Consider the following 17,150-nt stretch of genomic DNA (forward strand, 5'->3'; position numbering starts at 1 on the left):
CTATCTCCCTATCAGTTCTCGTCATGTTCTTCAACCCAGGGACCCTCAGGGTCCGCTAAGGGAATGTGGCGGGTCGTTAATAGCTGTCGCAGGGCGACTAAGTCGTGGTAATAGTCTCGGCGCAGGTTTCGACGATAGATAAGATACGCCGGATGATAGAGCGCGTATAGCATCGCATTCCACTGCGGCACGTCCATCGATTGCCCATGACGATTGGTGGTCCAAGGAAGGCCACTGACGGCCTCAAAGGCCATCCGTCCCAAGGTGACAATAATCGTTGGTCGCACCTGAATAAGGTCATACTGTAGCCAATGGGAGCACGCCTGTATCTCTTCTTTGTCGGGAGGGCGATTCCGTCGGCCGTCGATGCTGGGTCGGCACCGTACCGTGTTTGCTAGCCATATGTCGTCACGCGATATGCCTATGAAGTCTAGGATGGCATCAAATTGCTTGCCAGCGGCCCCGCGAAACCCCTCCCCCTGTATGTCCTCTTCCCGTCCCGGAGCTTCGCCCAAAAAGAATACTTGTGCTCGAGGGTTGCCACGCCCAAGCACAACCTGAGTTCGTGTGTTTGCAAGGGCACAACGCGTGCAGGACCTTTGCAAATCATCTTCCACCGTCCCGCTAGAGTCCATCATGAGATTCCCTCGCCGACTGACAGTCAGCACAGAGGCCCAACCATACTAGCGCCATTCCCTCAACAATCCATCCTTCTTCCGTCGGTGCTGCCATTCCTACATCCGAAGACGGCAAGACATCACGGATTTCCCCACACCCTCGACACCACAGGTGATCATGGTTCTCGGGCAAAATATCATAGTGGCGCCGCCCGTTCACATCCAATATCCCAATTAATCCAGCGTCATTAAAGCGGTCAAGCACATGATATACGGTGGCCAGACTTAAACTGGCATGGTGATTTTGGACATGTCCGTAAATGGTTTCCGCGTCAGGATGCGACAGCACCCGCAACGCCTCATATACCGCTAACCGTTGTGGTGTGGCGCGAAGGCCCGATTCCCTCAACACCTCTTCGACCGGTCTCAGTGACATCAACAGTGGCGCCTTTCTGGGCTAAATTTCCAGCAGATCAGTGATCAAGGAGGCGATGGTCTCCCGGGGAAGATCGACAGAATAGGAATAGTTAGGATGCTCGGTACTGAGAACCACCCGCTCTGCCTCCATGAGCCCGGTGCGAGCCTCAGGCGTAAAGCGAAACGTCAAATAGTGTACTGAACTGGTCTTCTCGTCAGTAGAACGGCCCAACTCCGCTTCTCCATGCACCGCCACATCCCCAAATCGCAACCATACTGTCTCTTCAAGGCCACTTAAGTCTTTTAAGATTTTTGGCATATCATCACTTTGTACCAGTTCAATCAAGAGCGTCGCCCCAATCGCCATTCCCTCCGGCAGTAAATCATTATAAACATCAATTTCTTGCTGGATTAACCGAGGTTCGATGATGTGTTCAATACGGCACATTTCTTGTACTTGAAACAGCATGGTAAGTCGGTTTTCAAATACGATGGCAACGCGTGGACCTAAATGGGCACGGCGAATCTTTTTCAGCGCAATCACCCGGCGGCGAAATTCATCGCGTTGACTTTCATAGTCCGGGATCGACTGAATGTCATCGACCACTAATGGTTTCATGGTTTATCCTCCTAAAAGTCCGTATGCTCTCGCTAATATTTCCACTGGATGCTGCGGTGGTGCGTCCGATGCAACCTCTATTTGCAGTCCCGCCAGGGCGCAATCGGAACATGCCCGGGTATCGTGGCGATCCTGAAAACGTTGAGTAAGCTTGGACGACACTTTAATCGCCTCATCATAGTATTCCGCCTTCAGTCCCCAGGTTCCGTCGATACCGGCACAGCGATCGACTACTTCCACCTCACAGCCATCAATCGCTTCCAATAAGTCCTTGGCGGCCCGTTTCAAGCCTTGCGCCTTAGTGTGACAGGAAAGATGATAGGTTACCGCACCAGGGCTGGACGCAAATTCGCGGTGAAGCTTACCCCGTTTCATTGCCGCTGCCAAGTACTCTGTCATATCTTTCGTCTGCGCGGCCACTAATTTGGCCGCTTCGCTCTCCACGAGAGTGGGATAGTCTTGCTTGAGTAGCAAGGCGCAGGTGGGCTGTAGCGCCAGAATTGTTTTTCCCGCCCGTGCGTAGGGTTCCAATAGGGCCACGTTTTTCTTCGCACGAGTGACGGCCCCCTCGATATCTCCTCCGTCCAGTGCCGGCATGCCGCAACACACTTGGCCCTCCGGTACTATTCCACGGATGTTATTGTGCCGCAATACCTTCAAGGCTGCTTCGCCGATACCAGTTTCGTGGTATTCCACCGTACACGTCGAAAAAATCACCACATCCACTTCATCCATGGGAACAGCATGGGACGGGGCGTGCCGCTTCACCCAATCACTAAATTTGACAGCAGCGAATTTTGGCAGGTGGCGACGATGGTCAATCCCATAAATCCTTTCCATGACCTGTCGCAGACCCTTTTTCTTCACCGACCAATTGGCTAGACTGGGCATCATTTGCCCCATCTGACCCACCTTTTCAGGATTCCCTAAAAACCGATCAGTTCTTCCAATGCCATGCTTTTTGGCGCGAATGGCCTTTGATCGAAGCATGAGTCGTGGAAAATCCAAGTCAAAACGATGCGGTGGAATGTATGGACATTTCATATAGCACAATTTGCACTGAAAACACAAATCCGCGACGTGGTCCATTTCGGGCCGAGTCGTTTGCTCCGCATTGTGATCGTAACTTTCCACAATCTGAAAGAGCTCGGGAAATGATGGACACAGGTTGTAGCACAATCGACATCCATTACAAATATCAAACGCTTGTTTCATATCTTTTTCGAAGGCGACCTCGTCCCAATATTCGTCACGATGTGGATTGTACTCCATGGTTTCCCTCCATATGACAAGAAAGGGGGCTCTCGCCCCCTTCGACAAGTCGGCTAGTCTTCTAAAGTCTCTAAGCCCTTGGTAAACCGCCCTGCATGGCTCTTTTCCGCGCGCGCTAAGGTTTCAAACCACTCAGAAATCTCTTCAAATCCCTCATCGCGGGCGGTCTTGGCAAATCCCGGATACATTTGTGTATACTCGTATGTTTCGCCTTCAATGGCGCTCTTGAGATTCTTCTCGGTGTCGCCAACCTCGACACCGGTCACGGGGTCTCCGACTTCTTCAAGAAACTCGAAGTGACCAAATGCGTGCCCAGTTTCGCCTTCAGCTACATCGCGAAACAATCCGGCTACGTCCGGACGACCTTCAATATCAGCCTTTTGTGCAAAATATAAATAGCGCCGATTGGCCTGTGATTCACCTGCGAAAGCCTCTTTGAGATTTTCGTGGGTCTTTGAATTTAACAACTTCGCCAAGGATACTACCCCTCTCTAGATAAGGATAAATATTATCTAAGAATCATTCTAATATAGTAAAACCGGGGTTTCAATCCTTTAATCATGGATTTACGAATTCGTCGTCCGACACCGTTAATGCCCACTGGTAGGCCGTTCGCAGGCGTTGTTCGCAATCTTGCCCTTGGACCATCAAGGTCGCGACTGCTTGGGCTAAAGTGGATGGCACCATCAGGCGATCAGACGGCTCAAACCATCGGGACTCCATGTCACACCACCCGAGAGACCTTCCACCATATCCCGGTGAAGATAAAAGCAACAGTGAGGAGACCCCCTGGTGCGCGATAGTACGCGCTACTCGCCGCATGTCTACGTCATCAACCAGCGGATGGCCCACCAGCCGAGCCGCATCTTCGGCGCGACCGATCAACACCTCCGTGCGTGGCAAAATTTCTTCGCGCAACGCAGTTCCCTGCTCATCGGTAAATTCCTCGAGGAAACTTCCCACCACTACCAGAGGGCGATTGCTGGACGCCACCAAAGCACCAACACGGTGCAAGTGACGCTCCCCGATGATGCGCGTAAGACAGACCACATCGATATCTTGCTCCTCCACCAACCCCTCTAGAGCTGTTGCTGCCGCAACCATCTCAATGTGGGGGCGGCGAAAATCGGCTAGCGCGAGATCTCGACCTATACCCTGCACACGTAACCGTAAATCTCCCTGCGGTGATTCGTCGATCCATAAAAGGCGCGGCATAAACCCTCTCCTCCCCGGTGTGCATTCAGCAGGATCGTCCTGCCTTGATCGCCGTCTCTTTGGAACACCCGCTGACATAGTCAGGCAGAGTCCATCTTGGATATTTTTGCGAGGTTGTCACAATAGCGGATAGGGTCCCAGAAGCCGCAGAAAAATCACGAGTCCCCTCACTTCTTGCACCGCGGTTAAAAACCCCTCACGCTGTTCCTCTGAGAGCGTGATATCAATCCAAAACCGAAACTCAAAGGGAAATCCTGGTCGCGGACGCGACTCAATTTTCGACAGGTCTAGCTGTCTCTCGCGAAATACCATCAGCACCTCTGCTAGACTTCCAGGGCGATGAGGAATGTCAAACGCCATCGTCGCCTTATATCCCCCGATGTCACTTTTCGGAACCGCGACGGGCCCACGCGACATCAGCCAGAACCGGGTGCGATTGTCTGGATAGTCTTCAATGGGCGTGGCGAGGATTTGGAGGCCATAGCGGTCAGCCGCCAAAGGACTAGCAATAGCCCCCACTCCAGGCCAGGCGAAATCCGCCAGTTCACGCACACTCCCCGCGGTGTCCAGTGCCGGCTCTGCTTCATAGCCTTTCACTTCCCAGAATCCTCGGCTTTGCATGAGGGCCTGTGGATGGGAGCGGACCCGCTTAATGGTCTCCAATGTCTCGGACGGATGGGCAATTAAGGCAAGATGCACCGGTTCCACCACTTCGGCCCAGATCTTCAAGTCCTCGTCTTCAATCAGGCGATCCCAGACTTCTGTCACCGGCCCTCGATAGGCATTTTCTATCGGCAACAATGCCACTTGCTCCGGCTCCTGACGCAGTCTTCCATAGACGGCCGCAAAAGATGGTAGACCTGCTGGTGTGGCCTCCGGAAAGTAATGCCGAATGGCCGCCTCACTAAAAGCCCCCGGTTCCCCTTGATAGTACATAATCTACAATTCCCTCCGAATGACTCGTATTGACTGTTCGCTTCGTTCCACGTCGCCGCAGTCGATCGCGTGAAGGCACTCCCGAATGGACGCCGCCCACGCATAAAAATCACGCCGATACTTAAGTGAGGTATCGAGCGGGTCGGGCAATAGCAAATTTGGGATCCCTGCATAGTCCAAGGCTACGTCGCCATAGCGCATGTCACCCCAGTCAATAATGCCCGCGACATGTCCTTTCTCGATTAATATATGTTCTGGGCGCAAGTCGCCGTGAATCAGCCCCACGCGCCAGGCGTCCTCGGCCAGGCACCTTTGCATTTCGTCAAATCGGTTCTGTAATCGACGGGCTTCGCGCAACGAGAAAAGCGGCAACACCGTGGTGGACACCGCTATATAGAATGCCCTGTGCCGTTTTTGCCATCGGTTACGCACCATTTCGGGATGAGTGAGGTCCACGTCATGGAGTTGCTGAAGATATGCCGTTATCTCCTCAATAATGGTAGGCGTCGCGCTGCCAACATTCAGTGCCGACCCGACAATATAGGGATATGCTGCCATCGTAGGGCTTCTCCAGGTATAATCTGGCGCCGGAAGATGGAGGTTCTTGAGGGCATCAAGCCACGCGATCTCCCGTTTTAGACGACGGCGTTGACCCGCAACCTTGGGTATGCGCACCGTCACTGCCCGGTCCAATACCGCAATGTCAAAATCCCATCCCCGCGTGATCCACTCAACCTCATGCCATTGTAATTGAGGCCAAGTCAGGCGAATACGCGCTTCGACCTCATGAAAATCCGACGTCCTCGTCCGGCGCACACTCACGCTTCCTCCCCTTATTGATTTCATGCATTGAGACTCCTATAGTAGCATTATGGATATCAGTGCCCTTAACTTTACGCGAAATTGGTTTGACGAGAACCTTCGCGAAACATTAGATCGTGTCAAAACTGGCGACCCTATTAAGTGGTTCGCTAAATCCTTAACAATTCCTGCCATCGCCGTAGTGAAGGCCTGGTCCTCGTATTCCGGGTTCGGTTGGCTGTTTGTTACTCCTTCGGGTGAGCAGCAACTCAGCCTGGGCGTGGCTCGAGACTGGCAATGGGGCCACTCGGAAGAAGTCTTGCACATGGAAACTCAAATGCGTCGCCTTCGCGCCGACGGGCTCCCCGAGGACGTCCAGATTGTGGGCGGACAAGCCTTCGACAGCGGTTCACGCTGGGACTTCTGGCCGACCGTGTATACGGCATTACCCATAGTACAAGTATTCCAGAATTCGGAAACGTCGACCCTTCGAGTCGTCCTTCCGATGAGCCGCGATGTGTCTGAAGAGACCTATCAAAGCCAATTACAGCCCATTTGGCGAGCACTTTTTGCCGCCCATCCCCAAGAAATGACTGAGCTCGATACTCCCTACGACATCTCCTCACACCCTTCGCGACACAACTGGCAGCGGTTAGTCGGTAAAGCGGCAGATGATCTGAAGAACGGCGCACTGCACAAGGTCGTCCTCGCGCGAGAACTTGATCTGCGCTATCATCGTCCTGTTTCCTTGGCGCGGGTCATAGAAAACTTACAATTCCAAAATCCCGAAGCTACGGTGTTTGCCATCCGTCACCACGGTTCCACCTTTCTCGGAGCGACGCCAGAAATCTTGGCGACGGTGCAGCGAGATCACGTGGAAACCATGTCGCTAGCCGGATCAACCCCCCGAGGGCTCACTCCCGAAGAGGATCGTGCGCTCGCCGATGCCATGAAAAGCGATACCAAAATGATTCACGAACATGCCTTGGTACGCGACCACGTCCAACATGCGCTAGAAACGGTCTGTGAAAATGTGTCGATGCCAATTACCCCTGATTTGAAGAGGCTTCCCAGTGTGCAGCACTTGCTGACCCAATTTAGAGGCCAACTGCGCGACCAGGCCACCATTTGGTCGGTGATTGCGGCCATGCACCCCACTCCTGCGGTGGCTGGATACCCGGTAGGCGATGCGGTCAGTTACATTGGTACACACGAACCATTTAAGCGAGGATGGTATGCCGGATCTTTAGGGTGGGCGAATCTTGCGGGAGATGGTCAATGGTTGGTCGCACTGCGATCCGGCCTTTTTGAGTCTCACCAGGTCAGACTATATGCAGGCTGTGGAATCATGGCAGATTCGAATCCCGAGCTGGAGCTCAAAGAATCGGATTGGAAGTTCAATACCATGCTCAGTGCACTGGAATTGGAAGGAGAACCGGAGCCATGACCACCCTACGAAGCTACATCGATGACTTTCTATCCCAGTTGACGGCCGCCGGTGTCAAAAAAGCCGTGGTAGCCCCGGGATCACGGTCGACCCCCATCGCGATTTTGTTGCACGACTTGCCGGGCATCCAAGTGCACATGGCGCTAGATGAACGCTCGGCAGGGTTTTTCGCCTTGGGACTCGCCAAAAGCTCCCGAGAGCCCATTGTTCTTCTTTGTACGTCGGGAACGGCCGCAGCCAACTTTTTTCCTGCGGTGGTTGAAGCCTCGCTCAGTCGACTGCCGTTGATTGTGTTGACAGCGGACCGACCGCGAGAGTTGCGGGATGTCGGTGCGCCGCAAACTATAGATCAAGTGCATCTCTATGGGCATCACGTCAAGTGGTTTCAAGACCTTCCCACCCCGGGCGGCGTCGACCTCAAGGCGCACGCGGCCCAAGTGGCCGCCCGGGCTGTACATACTGCCCTCACCATGCCTCAGGGGCCGGTGCATCTCAATTTCCCGTTTCGCGAACCCCTGCTTCCGGGAACCGGAAGCCCGGCTTCTCCCATCATGGGGCCCTACTTCCCCGCGCTGCAATACCCCGCTCCAGAGGGCATGCGTAGCGCATTGCACTGGCTAGAGGAGGCTGAGCGACCGCTCATCATTATTGGTCCTGAGGCACCGTTTATCGGCGAAGCCACCGTGCAACAGTTTGCTTCCCGAGGGGTTCCCATATTGGTCGATCCGATCGCCTGCGATGGTCGACGCTATCACGCCCTGACGGGCTATGATACCTTCTTGCGCTCCCACCCCGCATTGCCTCGGCCCGATCTAGTGGTACGCGTAGGCGCTCCCCCTACCTCTAAGGTACTCAACCAATGGTGCCAGGAGAGTTCCCTCATTCTCTTGGATTGGTCACTCGGATTTCGCGAGCCCTATGCGCAAAAGAGCCTTATTGTGGATGGCGATCCGGCCCTCTCACTGCGGGCGCTGGCTGAAGATTGTCCGCGGTTCGATCCCCGTTGGATCGAACACTTAGCCCAGGTCGAAGAGACAACTTGGGCCCATACCGCAGCGCGGCTCAGTGACAGTCCAGCCAATTTCGAAGGTCGCCTGTACGCTCACTTAAATCAGCTATTAGGTGAAAAGGCGCTTCCAGTGTTGGTGGCGAGTTCGATGCCGATTCGTGATCTCGACTCATTCTATCGGCACGGACCGCTGCGTTTCTATGCCAATCGCGGAGCGAATGGCATAGACGGATTGGTCTCGACAGCACTCGGCATTGCGCAGCACCACGGCGATGTCTTAGCCATCCTTGGTGATTTGGCATTCTTTCATGACATGAATGGCTTGGCTCTGGCCGCCGCTCATCGTCTCAACGCCCTGTTCGTGATTGTGAACAACGCGGGGGGAGCCATTTTTTCCCACCTTTCTCAGCGGACGCTGCCTCATGAAACCTTTGAGACACTTTTTGGTACCCCCCATGCCATCGACTTTTCCGGGGTCCACACGTTATATGGCGGTACCTTTCGACGCGTTTACGATTTCACCGCCTTACGCGAACAATTTTCCACACTGTTATCCCTAGACGGTCTTCGGGTGCTGGAATGGCAGGTAAGTTCACGAGAAGACACGGTGGCGCTCCATCAGTCCTTCTATGCAGGCGAAGGACAGTAGGATGCCTCGTATCGTCCTTTCCCAACAGCAGTGGCACTATCACACATGGGGACAGCCCCACCACCCAGCGGTACTTCTTTTGCACGGCTTCACGGGTTCGAGCGAAAGTTGGTCAGGCTTAGCGTCCCGGCTGGAAGACAAGTATTTTTGTATTGCCCCTGACCTTCCCGGTCACGGTGGTAGCGACACGCCAAAGAATCCAGCGGATCTGGCCATGGACGTCACGGCTGACCGAATCATCCTATTATTAGCCCTTCTCTCCGTCCCGAACGCGGCTGTGATAGGCTATTCCATGGGAGGGCGGTTGGCACTTCACGTGGCGCTCCGCTATCGGCAGCTCCGGGGCCTCATTTTGGAGAGTGCCTCGCCGGGTCTTAAGACAGCGCAAGAACGGAGCCATCGCCGTGCGAACGATGAGCAATTAGCCGCCATGATTGAGGCACGAGGACTGGATTGGTTCATCCCTTATTGGAATTCGCTGGCACTCTTTAAGACGCAAACAGCGGATCTCCAAGAAGAAGAGAACCGCATCCGCCGCGCGCAGTCCATCTCAGGCTTGGCCCAAAGTCTTCGCGGCGCTGGTACAGGAGCCCAAGAGTCTCTCTGGGACTCCCTCTCGGCAATCGATGTTCCGACACTCTTGATTACTGGCCAGCGGGACGATAAATTTAGCACAGTAGCAGGTATCATGGCCGAACATATGCCTCGGGCCCAGTGCGTGGTGGTTCCCGAAGCCGGACATACTGTTCACGGCGAGGCCCTTGACCATTACGCGCAGATTGTCGATCAGTTTTTGACGCAGTGGAACGGACACAAGGCAGACTAAATACCGTACCTATTAGACGCGGCCGCCGTAGGCGCCAACTCACTGCGATCTCAGAGGAGGTAAAACACATGTCTTTCGACTGGCAACTTAAAAAAGAATACTCCGACGTGCTCTTTCATCAACTCGGGGGCATCGCCAAAATTACCATTAATCGTCCCGAAGTCCGTAATGCCTTTCGACCGGACACCCTATTTCAGTTGCAAGATGCCTTTAACATCGTACGGGACGACCCCAGTATCGGAGTGGCGATTTTAACTGGGCAAGGCGACCAGGCCTTCTGCTCGGGTGGGGACCAGCGGGTCCGGTCCGTCGGCGGATATGTTGGCTCTGACGGCGTGCCGCGCCTCAATGTCTTAGATCTCCAAAATCAAATTCGCTATCTTCCCAAACCTGTGGTGGCGATGGTCGCCGGCTATGCTATTGGTGGCGGACATGTCCTGCACCTGGTCTGCGACCTCACTATTGCGGCTGAGAACGCCCGATTCGGGCAAACCGGTCCTAAGGTCGGAAGCTTTGATGCAGGCTATGGGTCAGCCCTCTTAGCGCGTGTGGTGGGTCATAAAAAGGCCCGGGAAATTTGGTATCTCTGTCGGCAGTATAATGCCCAAGAGGCGCTCGACATGGGACTGGTCAACACCGTGGTACCCCTGGAACAGTTAGAAGCGGAAACGGTGCAATGGTGCCACGAAATGCTAGAAAAGAGCCCCATCGCACTGAGGTTTTTAAAGGCCGCCTTTAATGCTGATACCGATGGTTTAGCCGGCTTGCAGCAATTAGCCGGCGATGCCACCATGCTCTATTACATGACCGAGGAAGCGCAAGAGGGGAAAAATGCCTATCTCGAACACCGTAAGCCCGACTTTAATAAATTCCCCCGGTTGCCATAATTATGCACACCAGTCCCGATTGGTTGCATTACCAAGCACAAATCAATCCCGACCAACTGGCGCTGGTTTTTCTCGACGAACGGTGGACCTTTCGTGACCTTGATGCCGACGTCGCTCGTCTCGCCGGTGTCTTGGCGACGATGGGACTGCCCTCCGGCAGCCGCGTCGCCTATCGATTGCCACCTGGTCCGGATCAGGTGTTGCTCGTTCACGCCCTGACTCGGATGCACTTGGTGTTAGTACCTCTTAATACCCGCCTGACCCAAGACGAATTGACCCCTATCATTGAAAACGCGGCACCCGCACTCATTATTGACGATATGCCAACGGCAGAGTGGTACTCCTCCATTCCCCATCTCGCCATAAAGAGCCTCTTGGACCATGTCAGTCCCGAGCCGGTTTGGGACACCATCCTCGATTTTGACGAGGTCCACGCCTTGGTCTATACCTCAGGCACCACCGGAGTGCCCAAAGGGGTGGAACTTACGATCGGCAATCAATGGTGGAGCGCCGTGAGTTTCGCGCTCAATGCAGGAATGACACCCCATGATTGCTGGTTACATGTGATGCCGCTATTTCACGTCGGCGGTCTCACCATCCTCTTTCGCAGCCTCATTCACGGATCCACAGTGGTATTGTCCCCACGATTTGATCCCACGACGGTGGCTCACCTTATCGATGACTGGCACATCACGCTCATTTCGTGGGTTCCGACGATGCTCCACCGAATGCTGGAATTGGACTATGCCCCGCCGCAACATCTGCGACTGATTCTTTTAGGAGGTGCCCCGGCCTCGTCCGATCTTTTGCATCGTGCTCGCGAGCGCGGCTATCGTGTGGTCCCCACTTATGGAATGACAGAGACCTCATCTCAAATTGTGACATTACAGAATGACCTGGCAGACAAAAAAACGGGGGCATCGGGGCACCCGAACCTTCCGACAATGATTCGCATCGGCCGTTCCGATCGGGTAGAGCCCGCTTTTACCCGTGGAGAAATTCTGGTGAAAGGCCCCACCGTCGCCAAAGGCTATTATCGAAACCCAGAAGCCACCCAAAAGACCTTTGTTGAAGACTGGCTACATACCGGGGATGTCGGCTATCTTGATGATGAGGGGTACCTCCATGTAGTGGACCGCCTCAAGGACCTCATCATTTCTGGAGGTGAAAACGTCTATCCTACCGAGGTTGAATCCCATCTGCTCGCCTTCCCCGGAATTCTTGATGCAGCGGTATTTGGACGCCCCGATCCGGACTGGGGTGAGCGGGTCGCCGCCGCCCTGGTATTCGATCCCGGCCATCCCATCCAACGAGACGCTGTAGAGAAGTTCTTGTCTAAGAGACTGGCCTCGTATAAAATGCCTTCGATATACTTTGCACTGCCGGAGATACCTCGCAACGCGAGTGGCAAGACCTTGCGGGGCCGCCTCATAGAGCACACTGCAACAGCATCGGAGTGGATAGAGGAATGACATTTAAGGCATTTTTAAAGGTCAGTCGACCGCCCACGCTAGCCGCCACCATCGTGCCGATGCTGGTTGGCGGAGCCCTAGCATGGCGCACGTTACACACCATGGATTGGTGGGCCTGGCTCGATATCATTTGCATTGGCTTTCTGATGCAAATTGGGGCCAACATGCTCAATGAATATTTTGATTACGTCAAAGGTCTCGATACTAAAGACAGCCTCGGCATCGGTGGCATTATTGTGTCGGGAGCGGTTCCCGCCAAGACGGTATGGTATTGGGCGGTGGCGCTCTATGTCTTAGCTCTCATTTTAGGACTTCTCCTAGTGATCTTCCGCGATCCCTGGCTCTTATTGATGGGAATTCTGGCGATTGGTGCCGGGTTCTTGTATGCTGGCGGCCCCTCGCCCATTTCGGCTACCCCATTTGGCGAATTCTTCGTCTTTATGATTATGGGACCCTTGGAGATTACCGCGACAGAACTGGCTGCGGGCGCGCGCATTACGCCGATGGCGTGGTTAGCTTCGATTCCCGTCGGCTGCCTGGTCGCGAGCATCCTTTTAGGCAACAATTTACGAGACCGTGTGAAAGATGGTGAGCATGGGCGGCGCACCATTCCGGTGGTTTTCGGACATCAAAAAGGCCTCAAGATCCTCGCCGGCTTGGTTATCGCCGCTTTCCTCGCCATTGTTGTCTTCACCCTAACCCACCAGTTGCCATGGGCGGCCTTGTTGGTGTTGTTAGCACTGCCGGTCGCCATGAAAACCTTGCAACAATTCCAACACCCTGATGGTCTCAAGAAGGCGGTCCCGCTCATGGGTCGACTCCACATTGTCATGGGGGTATTACTCGCCATCGGTATCTTGCTGCATTAACGTCCAATCAGGTATGGAAGCCGAAAAAATGCTCCACAATGAGTATCAAGAAGGGATGGTGCAGAGGTATGAAAGGGTCGTTGATGGTATTTCGTTTGGCCGTCGTCATTGCGCTATTGATAGGACTGGGAGATCTGTTTCATTTTTATACCATGACCCCCGTCCTATTAGATGTTCACATTGTGGCGGGTCTCATGGTGCTGATTGCGGTCGCGTGGATGGCCTGGCAAGTCAAAAGTGCTGTGGTCGGGCTCGCAGCACTCCTGCTTCTCTTAGGTGGACTGGTCCCTCTCGTGCTGCACCCCATGACGCTCGCAATCGGGCTCTTTCATTTACTCGTGATGTTGGTGGCCATTGGGCTGGCTGAAATGGGGGTCGCTCGTTCTCGCCGTGCGACCGCCTAGCGCGGGCGGAGCGGGCGCGGGACTTGCTTTGGCTGTAACTGCAAGAGCGTATTGTCATTGGACTTGGTGTCAATTTGCAGCATCCCCCCAGAGAGTTGGTCTAAGCGAACGGACCCCGGCACAATATTGGGTCCGTTCACCACTTGGGGGTTAAAGTGCATCTGGGCCATGTCCTTTAAAAACCCCGGGCTATAGGACACAGGACTCCCTGGAAACGGGAATAGTGGGTGGACAACATTGTTGCGAGTTCCCAGATCCTCTTCCACCATTAGTGGATGACGCCGATAGGCATCGAGAAGGATAGCCGGCTTGTCGAGAGACGTCTCCCAAAATTCGGAACGACCGCGATGCGTCAGCCAGCGCAACGGGAATGCATCGATACGGATATCCTCCACATGATTATTCGCCAGCACAAAACGACAATAATACTGGTGACTCCACTGGTCGTAGCGTCCTTCCCATCCTTCTACCACATTTTCACTAATTCCTTGACCCAACGACGTGATCATCGGGAAAAAGGTCATCGCGGTCACGAGGCCCAGGGATACCAGACTGATTTTTCCACCCCATCCGAGCTTAAGCGCCATGAGTCACCCCTCTTTTTATCCGTTAGGGTGACTATGTTCTGGATGCAGTATACATAAATTTCCGTCCCAATCAGCGTAACGCCTACGAGGTGGCGCGTTCCATGACCGTAAAGGCCACCGATTTAAAGCAGAACTGGCTCACCGGTTCAAACCGAAGGCGCTCATAGAGAGCGAATGCCCGGCGGTTAAAGGTGGCCACGGTCAGGCGGAGTCTCTTTGGGCCCCAGCCCTTCCGTCCAAACTCCATAATCGCTGACACAAATGGGCCTCCCAATCCCTTCCCCGTCAGGTCGGGCCGCATTCCTAAGCCAATGTCGAGAGTGTGATCGTCCTGTCGATAGCCCTCGAACGGAACACGCGCAGGCTCCCCAAAACAACAAAAACCCACGATGCCCAAAAGCTCGTCGCGAACCGTAAAATAGCTTCCTCCCATTAACTCCTGATAGGTCTCGTCGGACCAGGTCATATTATAGAAGTCATAGGGGCGCTCATACTGCCAATTACCTACGATCCGCGCCGTGCTCTCGTCCATAGGTTCGATGATATAGTCCGACACATACTGACCTCCCTATCCTAAAATTGCATCTCACTATTGCGGTATATGAAGATGGCTCGTCACAACAAATCACCGAGATGTTGCTGAAACGGCGACAGTGGTCCTTTCTTCAGGAGCGGTGAACGACATCTTCCCGACAGGCGAAAACGTGCGGTCATTATAGCCTGAAAGCCGAAGCCGAAAGTGTCTCGCGCCCTTATGCTAGCCATTCCCATCGACCAGTGTCCGAGGTGCGCTGAGAATACGGTTTAACTGATGTTGCGCGTATGTTGCCGTCGCTGGCTGACCGCTCTCCTGAGAGGATACCAATACGATGAGATTGACATAGATCGCTAAAAAGCGAGAAGCGCTCCATGCCTCTTCGGTGACGGACCCGTAGTGCTCAAAAAACACCCTTTGGGCTTCATACGGTAAGAGCCCGTGCACAATACTCCAATCCTCACCCGGATGTCCCAAATGGACATCCGTCCAATCAATGATGCCAGCCAAACGGCCCTGACGCATAATGAGATTCTTAAAATTGAGGTCCCCATGCACGACTACCGGAGAGTCTAAGACTATCGACTTGTCCGCCATCAGGTGGAATTCTTCGAGCAGGTTCGGGGTATCAACCGCTATTCCGCCCGCACGGGCACGGTCAATCCATTCCAGCAACCGTTCTTTCAATCGAGGAATATCAAAACGCCGCAACTCCGGTCCACCGATGCCCATCCGCTGTCCCTCACTCAATCCGATGGAGTGCAATGCACGAAGAAACACGGCGAGATCACGGGCCACCGCGATGGGATTGATGACGGCGTCAGGCAACGTCTGGCCAACAATCGTCCGATATCCAAAGAAGGGATGGGGAAAATCCGCAGTGGGTTCTCCTATCCACTCGGGTACCGGAATCGGATAAGGTAAAAGCGGAGCCAGGCGCGGGAGAATACGCGCCTCAGCTACCATCGTAGGACAGACCATCGATCGTCGAGGGAAGCGAAAGAAAAGACCATCGACAGTGTAGACCCAGGTATCCCATCCTTCACCCACGAGGCTGATTCGGTCTATGCTGAGATGAGGAAATTGCGACGATATGACTCGCCGTACTCCCTCTTCAGTTAAATCCCACTCCGCTTGCCATGGATGCACGCCCAATCCCTCCATGTGACTGATGTCAAGACCGCTTGCGGCCCCCGGAAACACCTCCGAAGCTATGAGAACGTAATCGCCACGATTGAGACATGTCGTCGAAGGTTCTCTCCAATCGGAGGCGAAAAAACCACTGAGACATACCGTCTCATCCCGTCCGTGCGCTTCGCACCCTCGCTCTGTCAAAGTGATCATATCACACCGATCGCGCGGCCCACGACAAGACGGAATCGTACTGATGCAATAGTACCGTTCTCACTCTGCACTAAGCGGTCATCGGGACAATACTTCTCCGATGACCGCTAGGGGCTCAGCATTTCATGAACGTTTTTCGAGGATGCCGGGGATGACCTCAAACACTTCCAGAGTGTACGATGTTCCCATGCTGAATTACCGCTATCACCTGTTTTAACGATCGGATATCGTTTAGAGGATCGCCCTGTACAGCTATCATGTCAGCGTATGCTCCAGGGGCAATTCGTCCAGTGATGCCCTCAACGTTTAGCGCCTCAGCAGACGTTGCAGTAGCCGCCGTAAGCGCTTCTATGGGCGATAGCCCGCATTCGACCAACATGAGCACCTCTTCTGACAGCGGACTATGGGGATGAAGCGGAGATCCGGCATCCGTACCACCAGCAATTTTTACTCCGTATTTCTTGGCTCGTCTAATGGCCTCCCAGGTAGCGTCAGCCACCTCACGACTTTTTTCCAAGACATAGGTTGGAATCCCACTGCGATTGTCAGCGCGCGCCATTTTAGTAAATACCGATACGGTAGGCACATAATAGGTCCCGCGTTCTGCCATGAGAGCAGCCGTGTCCTCATCAAGAAAACATCCGTGTTCAATACTGTCCACTCCTGCTTTTACGGCATTCCGGATACCCTCCTGGCCTTCCGCATGCGCTGCAACCCGCAAGCCCCGTTTATGGGCTTCCTCTACAGCCACCGCCATTTCCTCAATGCTCAATTGAGATTGTCCGGGTTTCTCGCCCTCCGTATAGACCCCTCCCGTCGCCATCACCTTTATCACTTCGGCACCGTCCTTGATGGCTTGCCGCACTGCCTGTCGCATTCCCTCAAGACCGTCTGCTTCACGGCCAAAACTCCATCCATGTCCTCCCGTCATCATGATTGCCTTTCCTGCCGGAACGATATAGGGCGATTGAATGAGACCCATTCTTTGCGCCTGCGCCAATGCTTGAGGCACCCCATAAGGGCCTCCAACATCCCGAACACTAGTCACACCGTCTAGAAGGGTGCGTCGAGCGTGATTGACAGCACGAATGGCCATGAGTTGAGGAGATTCGGTTTCGGCTTTGCCACGCGGGTGCGCTGACCCATCCCACACCAGGTGCACGTGGAGATCAATCAGTCCGGGTAGCAGTGTGGTCTCGTCACCAAAATCTCTCAGTGGTATTGCAGAGGAAACCGTGCCAGAC

Annotated in this window: 19 protein-coding genes; 7 read left to right on the plus strand and 12 right to left on the minus strand. The window is 54.1% G+C overall.

The annotated features are described in order from the left end of the window. Positions 1 to 11: 11 nt before the first annotated feature. From ACOJWD_RS13705 to ACOJWD_RS13740, 8 genes are all read right to left on the minus strand, one after another. The gene (locus ACOJWD_RS13705; RefSeq protein WP_486993803.1) at positions 12 to 638 is read right to left on the minus strand and encodes a uracil-DNA glycosylase; all 627 of its coding nucleotides are present in this window, start codon (positions 636 to 638) and stop codon (positions 12 to 14) included. Next, entirely contained in the window at positions 625 to 1,053 is a 429-nt protein-coding gene (locus ACOJWD_RS13710; protein ID WP_486993804.1) for a Fur family transcriptional regulator, read from the minus strand. Before ACOJWD_RS13710 ends, ACOJWD_RS13705 begins: the two co-directional genes overlap by 14 nt. A gap of 21 nt (positions 1,054 to 1,074) precedes the next feature. Continuing rightward, a complete protein-coding gene (locus ACOJWD_RS13715) occupies positions 1,075 to 1,653 on the minus strand; it encodes a DUF3501 family protein (protein ID WP_486993805.1) in 579 nt (192 codons plus the stop codon). A gap of 3 nt (positions 1,654 to 1,656) precedes the next feature. Then, complete coding sequence (locus ACOJWD_RS13720) at positions 1,657 to 2,925, minus strand: heterodisulfide reductase-related iron-sulfur binding cluster (protein ID WP_486993806.1); 1,269 nt, start codon at positions 2,923 to 2,925, stop codon at positions 1,657 to 1,659. Positions 2,926 to 2,978: 53 nt separating this feature from the next. After that, positions 2,979 to 3,401 carry a rubrerythrin family protein gene (locus ACOJWD_RS13725; protein ID WP_486993807.1) on the minus strand — a complete coding sequence of 141 codons (423 nt, stop codon included), beginning with the start codon at positions 3,399 to 3,401 and terminating at the stop codon, positions 2,979 to 2,981. 82 nt (positions 3,402 to 3,483) lie between these two features. Next, on the minus strand, positions 3,484 to 4,140 hold the full coding sequence (locus ACOJWD_RS13730) for a hypothetical protein (protein WP_486993808.1): 657 nt from the start codon (positions 4,138 to 4,140) through the stop codon (positions 3,484 to 3,486). Between the two features lie 117 nt (positions 4,141 to 4,257). Further along, positions 4,258 to 5,076, minus strand: coding sequence for a prephenate dehydratase (locus tag ACOJWD_RS13735; RefSeq protein WP_486993809.1), 819 nt, complete (start codon positions 5,074 to 5,076; stop codon positions 4,258 to 4,260). 3 nt (positions 5,077 to 5,079) lie between these two features. After that, entirely contained in the window at positions 5,080 to 5,922 is an 843-nt protein-coding gene (locus tag ACOJWD_RS13740) for a phosphotransferase (RefSeq protein ID WP_486993810.1), read from the minus strand. A 25-nt stretch (positions 5,923 to 5,947) separates the two neighbouring features. Here ACOJWD_RS13740 and ACOJWD_RS13745 point away from each other — a divergent pair, with 25 nt between their 5' ends. The 7 genes from ACOJWD_RS13745 (at position 5,948) to ACOJWD_RS13775 (ending at position 13,440) form a co-directional block, all read left to right on the plus strand. Continuing rightward, positions 5,948 to 7,324 (plus strand): isochorismate synthase, encoded by a 1,377-nt coding sequence (locus tag ACOJWD_RS13745; RefSeq protein WP_486993811.1) that lies wholly within the window; start codon positions 5,948 to 5,950, stop codon positions 7,322 to 7,324. Further along, on the plus strand, positions 7,321 to 8,982 hold the full coding sequence (gene menD / locus ACOJWD_RS13750) for a 2-succinyl-5-enolpyruvyl-6-hydroxy-3-cyclohexene-1-carboxylic-acid synthase (protein ID WP_486993812.1): 1,662 nt from the start codon (positions 7,321 to 7,323) through the stop codon (positions 8,980 to 8,982). Before ACOJWD_RS13745 ends, menD begins: the two co-directional genes overlap by 4 nt. A gap of 1 nt (position 8,983) precedes the next feature. Further along, entirely contained in the window at positions 8,984 to 9,808 is an 825-nt protein-coding gene (gene menH, locus ACOJWD_RS13755) for a 2-succinyl-6-hydroxy-2,4-cyclohexadiene-1-carboxylate synthase (RefSeq protein WP_486993813.1), read from the plus strand. Between the two features lie 68 nt (positions 9,809 to 9,876). Continuing rightward, entirely contained in the window at positions 9,877 to 10,695 is an 819-nt protein-coding gene (gene menB / locus ACOJWD_RS13760; protein ID WP_486993814.1) for a 1,4-dihydroxy-2-naphthoyl-CoA synthase, read from the plus strand. A 2-nt stretch (positions 10,696 to 10,697) separates the two neighbouring features. Further along, on the plus strand, positions 10,698 to 12,167 hold the full coding sequence (gene menE / locus ACOJWD_RS13765; protein WP_486993815.1) for an o-succinylbenzoate--CoA ligase: 1,470 nt from the start codon (positions 10,698 to 10,700) through the stop codon (positions 12,165 to 12,167). After that, positions 12,164 to 13,036, plus strand: coding sequence for a 1,4-dihydroxy-2-naphthoate octaprenyltransferase (menA, locus tag ACOJWD_RS13770; protein WP_486993816.1), 873 nt, complete (start codon positions 12,164 to 12,166; stop codon positions 13,034 to 13,036). The genes menE and menA overlap by 4 nt, the downstream gene beginning before the upstream one ends. A gap of 68 nt (positions 13,037 to 13,104) precedes the next feature. Next, positions 13,105 to 13,440: a hypothetical protein gene (locus ACOJWD_RS13775; RefSeq protein ID WP_486993817.1), complete on the plus strand. Its 336-nt coding sequence runs from the start codon at positions 13,105 to 13,107 to the stop codon at positions 13,438 to 13,440. Here the strand turns inward: ACOJWD_RS13775 and ACOJWD_RS13780 are convergent. The 4 genes from ACOJWD_RS13780 to ACOJWD_RS13795 form a co-directional block, all read right to left on the minus strand. Beyond that, positions 13,437 to 14,027 (minus strand): hypothetical protein, encoded by a 591-nt coding sequence (locus ACOJWD_RS13780; RefSeq protein ID WP_486993818.1) that lies wholly within the window; start codon positions 14,025 to 14,027, stop codon positions 13,437 to 13,439. The two genes, ACOJWD_RS13775 and ACOJWD_RS13780, sit on opposite strands and share 4 nt — an antisense overlap. Positions 14,028 to 14,109: 82 nt before the next feature. Further along, positions 14,110 to 14,583, minus strand: coding sequence for a GNAT family N-acetyltransferase (locus ACOJWD_RS13785; RefSeq protein WP_486993819.1), 474 nt, complete (start codon positions 14,581 to 14,583; stop codon positions 14,110 to 14,112). 201 nt (positions 14,584 to 14,784) lie between these two features. Continuing rightward, a complete protein-coding gene (locus tag ACOJWD_RS13790) occupies positions 14,785 to 15,711 on the minus strand; it encodes a phosphotransferase (protein ID WP_486993820.1) in 927 nt (308 codons plus the stop codon). Between the two features lie 352 nt (positions 15,712 to 16,063). Then, positions 16,064 to 17,150, minus strand: a 1,087-nt coding sequence (locus tag ACOJWD_RS13795; RefSeq protein WP_486993821.1) for a metal-dependent hydrolase family protein, incomplete at its 5' end; no start/stop codon positions are given.

The sequence above is a fragment of the Sulfobacillus sp. TH-112 genome, from assembly GCF_057473405.1.